We start from the raw sequence: 7,846 nt of genomic DNA, 5'->3' as shown, positions 1-7,846 counted from the left end.
CGTCCCGCCGGGCCCCGCCGGCTGCTTCTCGACGGCCGGCCGCCCGCGGAGGTGGCGACCGCGGTCGGCTTCCACGACCAGTCGCACCTCACCCGGCATTTCAAGCGGCATCTGGGCATCACGCCCGGGCGTTACGCCCGTAGGGTCCTCGCCCCGGGACGCGGCCCAGGACGAGGACCTCAGCCACAGCCCGGAACGGCATGAGCGGCGTGAAGGGCGTGAAGGGGACGACGGGCGTGACGGGCACGACGGGTTTGACGGTGTGAAGCAGGGGGTGCCGGACAGGGCCGGGGAGGGTGCGGTGGGCCGGCGGTCGGCCGATGTCCTCAGGGGAACGGCTGTGCCGCGTCCGGATGTCGTTGCCGCCAGCGGGCGTAAGTGGGGCTGTCGGCACAGACTTTGAGGTAGCCGTCGCGGACGCGTCGGAGCAGTGCCTCGCTGTGCCCGGCGAGTGGGCCGTCACGGTGCCAGGCAAGGATATGGCGGTACCACAGCGGGTTGCCGGCCAGCGGGCGCACGGCGATGCCCGGCACGTCGATGAAGGTGGCCTGGCACAGGCTCACGGCCAGGCCCGCGCGGACGATCTCGATCAGCTGCCGACCCTCGGCCTCGTAGGGGATGCGGGGATGACGTTTCGTCAGGGTGAGGACGGATGACCAGTATTCGCGTGTGCGGTCGCTGTCCGGGCGGGGTGCGGCCCACTCCTCCTCGGCGAGCCGGGCCAGGCTCACCTCCGCCAGGGCGGCCAGGGGATGGCCGGCGGGCAGCAGCGCGAAGACGGGCTCCGTGACGAGCGGATGCAGGACCACGCCGTCGCGGGGCGCCGGATCCTGGCCGGGGTGGTCGCCGAGGACCGCCGCCTCCAGGCGGCCGGCGGAGAGATCGTCCAGAAGCGGGGCGGGGGCGTACTGGCAGCGTGCGGTCACTTCGGTCGCTGCGGGGAGCAACTCGCGTATGGCGAGCAGGAGATGACCCAGGAGTGGGGCGCCCACCGAGCCGACGCGTACACGGGTGGGTGCCGCGGTGGAACGCGTGGCGCGATCGGTGTCGATGAGGAGTTGGTCGACGCCCGGGAGGATGGCGCGGGCGCGGGACAGTACCAGTTCGCCGAGCGGGGTCGGTGTGGTGCCCGCCCGTCTGCGGTCGAACAGCGCGCCGCCCAGGAGGGTTTCGATCCGCCGCAGTTGGGCGCTCAGGCCGGGCTGGGTCGTCCGCAGCGCCGCGGCGGCCCGGGTGAGGCTGCCGGCCTCGGCGATGGCGCACACCACCCGCAGGTGGCGAATCTCCAGATCCATGGCGCGGATGTTATGGACCGGCGGGAGGTTCCTTACAGGGCCGGTACCCCTCAGTCTTATGTGAAATGTCACACGTTGCTGGGGTGGAGGTTTCACGTCCTATGAAGCTGTTGCGTTGTGTCGTCCGCGGTAGGCGTGCGGCGTTGATATCGGGGGTGCTCGCGGTTCTGCTGCCGGCCCTGGTCGGCATCCCGTCCGCCCAGGCTTCCCTGGCATCCGAAGCGGCCGAAAGTCCCCACGTGGCAGGGAGTTCCAAGGTGGTGGGGAGTCCCGGCGCGGCGGACGGGCGGAAGGCGGGAGACCGTGCGGATGCCTGTGCGCTGCCGGGGCGCACCGGCTGGACGGACGAGGGCCATCGGACCGACTACTCCGTCTTCCAGCGGCCCGCCGGGACCATCAGGGTCGGCATGATCTTCGTGGACTTCCCGGACGCCCACGCCACCGAGTCCCCGGCCGCGGACGCGGCTCAGATCACGCCGGGCGCGGACTGGGTGTGGCGGGCGTCGTACGGCAAGGCGTGGCTGGCCATCACCCAGCATCGGCGCTGGGTGCGGATGCCCCACAAGTCCACGGACTACCACTTCCAGCGCGGCTTCAGCCACGAGGCGCATGAGGCGTACATCAAGGACGCGGTGGCCGCCGCGGATCCGTATGTGGACTTCTCCCGGTACGACATGGTGTATGTGGTGGCGACCAGGAACGCTCCGGCCATCTCCTTCACGCCGACGTATGTGTACGAGCCCGGCACGCCGGGGGTTGTCGCCGACGGCAAGCGCATCAAGTGGGCCGTCACCTTCGGTCAGGACATGTGGCACTGGGGTCCCAAACTGGTCGGCCACGAGACCGCGCACAGCTTCGGGCTGCCCGACCTGTATGCCTTCGATGCGGGCAGCGACGCCCACCGTTTCGTCGGTGGCTGGGATGTGATGGGCCTGATCAGCGGGGCCGGACCCCAGTATTTCGGCTGGGAGTCGTGGAAGCTCGGCTGGACCGGCGACAGGCAGGTCGTCTGCCGGGCGTCGGCGGGCAGTGACACCGTCCGGCTGTCCGCCGTCGAGTACGGCGGCGGCACGAAACTGGCCGTGGTCCGCACCGGTCCGACGACGGCGTATGTGGTCGAGTCCAGGCGGGCGGCGCTCGCGGACTCGGGGCTGTGTGCGACCGGGGCTCTCGTCTACAAGGTGGACTCGTCCGTCGAGACCGGCAAGGGCCCGATCCGGGTGATGGATGCCAAGCCCGGCGCCCCCCGCACCTCGCCGAGCGGGTGCCGGCCACTGGACGATGCGCCGTACCGGGCCGGCCAGTCGTTCACCGACGCGGGCGCGGGGGTGCGGATCGACGTACTGAGGGCGGACGGCCGCTCGGATACCGTGCGCATCACGAAGGCGTAACTCACCTGGTGTGTCGGGTGGTTGTGCCCCGGAGCGGGTTGCGGCTCCGGGGGACGACCATGTCCACCGGCTTCGGAGGTCAGGCGGGCTCGGGGAAGTGGCAGGCGACCTGGCGTCCGGTCGCGGGTGTGGCATCCGTCAGGGCCGGGGCCTCGGTCCGGCAGCGGGCCTGGGCCTTGGGACAGCGTGGGTGGAAGGTGCAGCCGGGCGGGGGTGCGGCAGGACGACGGGGGCCTCCCCTGCTCGAACGAAGCTGAGAGCCGGGGGAGGGGTCGCCGAGCAGCGTGATGCGCTCCCGGGCCCGTTCGGCGGCCGGGTCGGGCAGCGGTACGGCGGACAGCAGCGCCCGGGTGTAGGGATGCGCGGGGGCCGCGTACACCTGGTGTTTTGGGCCGATCTCGACGATGCGGCCCAGGTACATCACGGCGACCCGGTCGCAGACCCGCCTGACCACCGACAGGTCGTGCGCGATGAAGAGATAGGCGAGGCCGAGTTCGTTCCGCAGGCTTTGCATGAGGTTGACGATCTGTGCCTGTACGGAGACGTCGAGTGCGGAGACCGGTTCGTCCGCGATGATCAGGCGGGGGCGGGTGGCCAGGGCGCGGGCGATGCCGATGCGCTGGGCCTGCCCGCCGGAGAACTCGTGCGGATAGCGGTCGAGGTGCTCGGGGATGAGCCCGACCAGCTCCATCAGTTCGGCGGCCCGGCGGCGGGCGTCGGCCGCTCGGGTCTGGTCCGGGTGCTCGGGATGTGAAATTGCACTGACAAGATGTCGGCCGCTGCCGTTACCCAGCCGTGTTCAAGCGGCAACCCGATGCCGACGCTGGGGAATTGACGGCGTGGGGTCTCTTGGCAACGGCAGTGCAATGTGAAATATTACTGACGTGCCCATGAGAAACGCTCCGGATCTCATCGTCGTGGGTGCCGGCGTGGTCGGCGCCTCCTGTGCGTACTACGCGGCCCGTGCCGGCCTGACCGTCACCGTGATCGACCGCGGCTCCGTCGCCGGTGGAACCACCGGCGCCGGCGAAGGCAACCTCCTGGTGTCCGACAAGGAACCCGGCCCCGAACTCGAACTGGCCCTGTATTCCACGCGGTTATGGCGCGAACTGGCCGAGGCGCTGCCCGCGCGGATCGAGTACGAGGCCAAGGGCGGCCTCGTCGTCGCCTCCGACGGCCCAGCCATGACCGCCCTGGGTGACTTCGCCGCACGGCAGGCGCGGCACGGCGTCTCGACCGAAACGGTGCCCGGTGAACGGCTCCGCGAACGGGAACCCCACCTGGCGCCGGACCTCGCCGGCGGCGTGCACTATCCGCAGGACGCGCAGGTGCAGCCCGCGCTCGCCGCCGCCCACCTGCTCCGCGCGGCCGGCGACCGGCTGCGACTGCGGCTCGGCGAGGAAGTGACCGAGGTCCTCACCGGGCCCTCCGGAGAGGTCCGGGGAGTGCGGACATCCGCGGGTGAACTCCACGCCCCCTACGTCGTGAACGCGGCCGGGAGCTGGGGCGGCGAACTGGCCCGGCTCGCCGGCGTGGAGCTGCCGGTGCGCCCCCGGCGCGGCTTCGTCCTCGTCACCGAGCCGCTGCCCCGCGTGGTGCGACGCAAGGTCTACGCCGCCGACTATGTCGCCGACGTCGCCAGCGACTCCGCGGCCCTGCAGACCTCGGCCGTCGTCGAGGGCACCCCGGCCGGCCCGGTCCTGATCGGTGCCAGCCGCGAACGCGTCGGCTTCGACCGCTCCCTCTCGGTGACGGCGCTGCGCCGCCTCGCCGGGCAGGCGGTGCGGCTCTTCCCGGTCCTCGCCACCGTGCGGGCCCTGCGCACATACGCGGGCTTCCGCCCCTATCTGCCCGACCATCTGCCCGCGATCGGACCCGACCCGCGCAGGCCAGGGCTGCTGCACGCCTGCGGCCATGAGGGGGCCGGCATCGGTCTGGCCCCGGCCACCGGCCGGATCATCGCGGAAGGTCTGACGGGGAGCCTTACAGGCGGACAACTCCCGTTGGACATCACACCGTTCAGGCCGGACCGTTTCGACCGAGGAGACGACCTGTGACCTCTCTCCCCGGCCCTCGCCCCGACGTCCCGCGAAAGGAGCCGCGCCATGGCGCGTGACCGCAGCCCCGCCGAGCTCGTCGGTGCGGCGCCCGACACCGCATTCGAGATCACCTTCGACGGGCGGCCGATCACCGCGCTGCCCGGCCAGTCCGTGGCCGCCGCGCTGTGGGCCGCGGGCATCCTCGCCTGGCGCACCACCCGCTCCGGCGGCCGGCCGCGCGGCGCCTTCTGCGGCATCGGGCACTGCTTCGACTGCCTCGCCACCGTCAACGGGCAACCCAACCGCCGGGCCTGCCTGGTCCCGGCGCACCCCGGCGACACCGTCACCACCCAGGAGGGACACGGCCATGCCGAGCTCGCCGTCTGACGGCCCGGAGTACGACCTGGTGGTGATCGGGGCGGGCGCCGCGGGGCTCGCCGGTGCCGTCAACGCTGCTGAACTCGACCTGTCCGTCGCCCTGTTGGACGCCGCGGCGCAGCCGGGCGGGCAGTTCTACCGGCACCCCGCCCCGGCCCTCGGCGCCACCCGACCCGAAGCGCTGCACCATGACTGGTCCGCCTTCGCCGAACTGCGCCGCCGCCTGGTCGACAGCGACGTGACGTACCTGGCCGGACACCATGTCTGGACGGTGGTCCGCGCGGAGCCGTCGACGGACCGGTGGGAGGTGCACGCGGTCACCGGAGCGGACGGCAACGGGGAGCGCCCGGTCCGGGTACGGGCCCGTGCGGTGCTGCTCGCCACCGGTGCGTATGAGCGTCAACTGCCCTTCCCCGGATGGACGTTGCCGGGAGTGGTGGGTGCCGGGGGAGCGCAGGCGATGGTGAAGTCCGGTCTGGTGCTGCCCGGACGGCGGGTGGTGGTGGCGGGCAGCGGTCCGCTGCTGCCGGCCGTCGCCGCGTCGCTCGCCACGGCGGGGGCCCGCGTCCCGGCGGTGGTCGAGGCGTCCGGCTACCTCGGCTACGCCCGCCACCCCCGCGCCCTCGCCACCAACGTGCACAAGACGGCCGAGGCCGCGGTGCACGGCGCGACGCTGCTGCGGCACCGGGTGCGGCTGCGCACCCGCAGCGCGGTGACCCAGGTGCACGGGGACGACCGCGTGGCGGCCGTCACGGTCTCCCGGCTCGACCGCGACTGGCGGCCCGTACCGGGGACCGGCCGGCGCATCGCCTGCGACGCCCTGGCGGTGGGCCACGGCCTCGTTCCGCAGCTCGAACTCGCCACCGGACTGGGCTGTGCCACCCGGCGTACCCAGGACGGCAGCTGCGCCCTCGACCTCGACGCAGACCAGCAGACTTCCGTTCTCGGTGTTTGGGCGGCGGGCGAGACGGGCGGTGTCGGTGGCGTCCGTCTCGCCCGCGTGGAGGGCGAGTTGGCGGGTCTCGCGATCGCAGCCCGGTTGCGCGAACGGCCCGCGCTCACCGCCGGCGGGCGCGCCCGCACGCTGCGCCGCCGCCGCGACCGGATGCGTGCCTTCGCCGCCGTGATGGCCGCCGCACACGCCCCCGGTCCCGGATGGAGTCGATGGCTGGACGACGCGACCGACGTGTGCCGATGCGAGGAGGTCACCGCGGGCCGCATCCGCGAGGCGGTCGCCGACTACGGCGCCCGGGACGCCCGTACCGTCAAACTCCTCACCCGCGCGGGCATGGGCTGGTGCCAGGGCCGGATGTGCGGGACGGCGGTGGCCTGCCTGGCGGGGGAGGGGCAGGGGGCGCAGCTGCCGCCGTCACCGGAGCGTCGGCCGCTGGCCGTACCGGTCCGGTTGGAGATGCTCGGCGCCCTCGCCGAAACGGCCGCTCGCGAAACCCCGCCCGCGAAGGCACCCGAGCCTCCCCCATGAGGTGCCACCCACCACGGAAGAACTGCCGCCCAGCATGCCACCCGGCAGAGGAAATCTCCCGCCCCGTAACAGCTGCCTCACAGAAGGGTTCCCACCATGACCACGACCTCCGCCACCCCCACCTGGAGTGCCGAACGCCCCTGGCGCGGCATCATGGTCGCCACCACTCTCCCCCTGCGCAAGGACCTGTCCGTCGACTACGACGCGTATGCCGCGCACGTCCGCCGGCTCCTCGACAACGGCTGCGACGGGGTCGTGCCCAACGGCTCCCTGGGGGAGTACCAGACCCTGACCGATGAAGAGCGCGCCCGTGTGGTGCGCACCGCCGTCGAGGCGGCCGGCGACGGTGCGCGCGTGATGCCCGGCGTGGCCGCGTACGGCAGTGGTGCGGCGCGCCGGTGGGCCGAGCAGGCCGCCGAGGAGGGCTGCGGCAGCGTCCTGCTGCTGCCGCCCAACGCCTACCGCGCCGACGAGTCCGCCGTACGGGCCCACTACGCCGAGGTCGCGAAGGCCGGCCTGCCCGTCGTGGCCTACAACAACCCCATCGACACCAAGGTCGACCTCACCCCCGGCCTCCTCGCCCACCTCCACGGCGAGGGCGGCATCGTCGCGGTCAAGGAGTTCACCGGAGACGTGCGCCGGGCTTACGAGCTGGCCGAACTCGCCCCGGAGCTGGACCTGTTGATCGGAGCGGACGACGTGCTCGTGGAGCTCGCACTGGCCGGTGCCGTCGGCTGGGTCGCCGGATATCCCAACGCCTTCCCCGCCACCTGCGCCGAGCTGTATCACGCGGCCGTGGCTCACGACCTGCCCACCGCGCTGCCGCTGTACAGGTCCCTGCACTCACTGCTGCGCTGGGACTCCCGGACCGAGTTCGTGCAGGCCATCAAGCACTCCATGGACATCGCCGGCAGTCATGGGGGCCCCACCCGGCCGCCGCGGGTGCCGCTGCCCGCGGGGATCGCGGCCGAGGTGCGGGCCGCCACCGAGAAGGCCGTCGCGGCCGGCCACCACTGACCCGGAGGGAGACCCATGCGCACCCGCCACGTCTTCCACGCCGTCGACTCGCACACCGAGGGCATGCCCACCCGCGTGATCACCGGCGGCGTCGGGGTGATCCCCGGCACCACCATGGCCGAACGCCGGCTGCACTTCATCGGGCACCTGGACCACCTGCGCACCCTGCTCATGTACGAGCCGCGCGGCCACGCCTCGATGAGCGGCGCCATCCTCCAGCCCCCGACCCGCCCCGACGCCGAC

At 72.7% G+C, this 7,846-nt stretch carries 8 protein-coding genes and 1 pseudogene; 7 read left to right on the top strand and 2 right to left on the bottom strand.

The genetic code is table 11. From position 1 onward, the window contains the following. A partial coding sequence (locus RZ84_RS40510; protein WP_241777546.1) for a helix-turn-helix domain-containing protein occupies positions 1-204 on the top strand: 204 nt, incomplete at its 5' end. A 122-nt stretch (positions 205-326) separates the two neighbouring features. Here RZ84_RS40510 and RZ84_RS03465 read toward each other — a convergent pair. Next, positions 327-1,295, bottom strand: coding sequence for a LysR family transcriptional regulator (locus RZ84_RS03465; RefSeq protein WP_043263039.1), 969 nt, complete (start codon positions 1,293-1,295; stop codon positions 327-329). Positions 1,296-1,552: 257 nt separating this feature from the next. Between RZ84_RS03465 and RZ84_RS03460 the strand changes: the two genes are divergently transcribed. Beyond that, positions 1,553-2,686, top strand: coding sequence for a M6 family metalloprotease domain-containing protein (locus RZ84_RS03460; RefSeq protein ID WP_241778005.1), 1,134 nt, complete (start codon positions 1,553-1,555; stop codon positions 2,684-2,686). A 79-nt stretch (positions 2,687-2,765) separates the two neighbouring features. Here RZ84_RS03460 and RZ84_RS03455 read toward each other — a convergent pair. After that, positions 2,766-3,410: pseudogene (locus RZ84_RS03455) on the bottom strand (ABC transporter ATP-binding protein); the annotation flags it as partial. 166 nt (positions 3,411-3,576) lie between these two features. Between RZ84_RS03455 and RZ84_RS03450 the strand changes: the two are divergent. The 5 genes from RZ84_RS03450 to RZ84_RS03430 form a co-directional block, all read left to right on the top strand. Then, a complete protein-coding gene (locus tag RZ84_RS03450) occupies positions 3,577-4,743 on the top strand; it encodes an NAD(P)/FAD-dependent oxidoreductase (protein ID WP_052229754.1) in 1,167 nt (388 codons plus the stop codon). Positions 4,744-4,791: 48 nt separating this feature from the next. After that, positions 4,792-5,112 carry a (2Fe-2S)-binding protein gene (locus tag RZ84_RS03445; protein ID WP_043263037.1) on the top strand — a complete coding sequence of 107 codons (321 nt, stop codon included), beginning with the start codon at positions 4,792-4,794 and terminating at the stop codon, positions 5,110-5,112. Further along, positions 5,093-6,586 carry an FAD/NAD(P)-dependent oxidoreductase gene (locus RZ84_RS03440; protein WP_043263036.1) on the top strand — a complete coding sequence of 498 codons (1,494 nt, stop codon included), beginning with the start codon at positions 5,093-5,095 and terminating at the stop codon, positions 6,584-6,586. The genes RZ84_RS03445 and RZ84_RS03440 overlap by 20 nt, the downstream gene beginning before the upstream one ends. A gap of 96 nt (positions 6,587-6,682) precedes the next feature. Continuing rightward, positions 6,683-7,603 carry a dihydrodipicolinate synthase family protein gene (locus RZ84_RS03435; RefSeq protein WP_043263035.1) on the top strand — a complete coding sequence of 307 codons (921 nt, stop codon included), beginning with the start codon at positions 6,683-6,685 and terminating at the stop codon, positions 7,601-7,603. A gap of 15 nt (positions 7,604-7,618) precedes the next feature. Further along, positions 7,619-7,846, top strand: a 228-nt coding sequence (locus tag RZ84_RS03430; RefSeq protein ID WP_043263034.1) for a proline racemase family protein, incomplete at its 3' end; no start/stop codon positions are given.

This window comes from Streptomyces sp. CT34, assembly GCF_000805335.1.
GTDB lineage: Bacteria > Actinomycetota > Actinomycetes > Streptomycetales > Streptomycetaceae > Streptomyces.
Note: the sequence above shows the minus strand (reverse complement) of the source record. Positions and strands in the feature narration are given on the sequence as shown.